Genomic DNA, 1,030 nt, shown 5'->3' on the forward strand with positions numbered 1-1,030 from the left:
TTCCTGTTTCTTTCGTGTACTGGGTTTTGTTGGTGAGCGATTTGGGCGTCATTGACGGTTCCGGTCCATCCGCAGGATGCGCAGAGGAGCTTGCTGTTATCGTCCCATTCATGGGAGCCATCACAGCTTTCCTGCACGTCCGTGCCGTCCTTTGTGATGCGGACCATCACGTGGGTTTGGACATCGAGGGTATCGTCCTGCTGGCACGATGGGCAGATCATGTTCCAGACGCTTCGGACAGAAGTATCGTTCGGCATTCGGTTTCTCCATTCAAGTAAATATGCAGTTAGATAAGTCCATATGTGCATAGGGCCATATGTGCTTGTGTACCTATGAGTATAAGGCATGGAAAAAAGAGTAAGTAAATATAAAAATGACCTAGATAGGCAAGTAAATATGCAACATGGGGGTGTGATATTAAGTAAACATGCCGGAAGCTAGGTGTTGCGGGTAGGTAACTATGCAGAAGAGGTGTGGTATATATACAATATAGCGTGGTATAGTTACTATACTTATAAGTATAGTAACTATACCACGCTATATTGTATATATACCACACCTCTTCTGCATAGTTACCTACCCGCAACACCTAGCTTCCGGCATGTTTACTTAATATCACACCCCCATGTTGCATATTTACTTGCCTATCTAGGTCATTTTTATATTTACTTACTCTTTTTTCCATGCCTTATACTCATAGGTACACAAGCACATATGGCCCTATGCACATATGGACTTATCTAACTGCATATTTACTTGAATGGAGAAACCGAATGCCGAACGATACTTCTGTCCGAAGCGTCTGGAACATGATCTGCCCATCGTGCCAGCAGGACGATACCCTCGATGTCCAAACCCACGTGATGGTCCGCATCACAAAGGACGGCACGGACGTGCAGGAAAGCTGTGATGGCTCCCATGAATGGGACGATAACAGCAAGCTCCTCTGCGCATCCTGCGGATGGACCGGAACCGTCAATGACGCCCAAATCGCTCACCAACAAAACCCAGTACACGAAAGAAACAGGAA

2 protein-coding genes are annotated in these 1,030 nt (G+C 46.0%); one reads left to right on the forward strand and one right to left on the reverse strand.

What is annotated here, in order from left to right; all coding sequences use genetic code 11:
- A partial coding sequence (locus Q1A75_RS23940) for a hypothetical protein (protein WP_299593586.1) occupies positions 1–257 on the reverse strand: 257 nt, incomplete at its 3' end.
- A gap of 516 nt (positions 258–773) precedes the next feature.
- Between Q1A75_RS23940 and Q1A75_RS23935 the strand changes: the two genes are divergently transcribed.
- Positions 774–1,030 (forward strand): hypothetical protein (locus tag Q1A75_RS23935; protein ID WP_299593586.1); only part of this gene is annotated, 257 nt, incomplete at its 3' end.

This window comes from uncultured Tateyamaria sp., from assembly GCF_947504105.1.
Taxonomy (GTDB): domain Bacteria; phylum Pseudomonadota; class Alphaproteobacteria; order Rhodobacterales; family Rhodobacteraceae; genus Tateyamaria.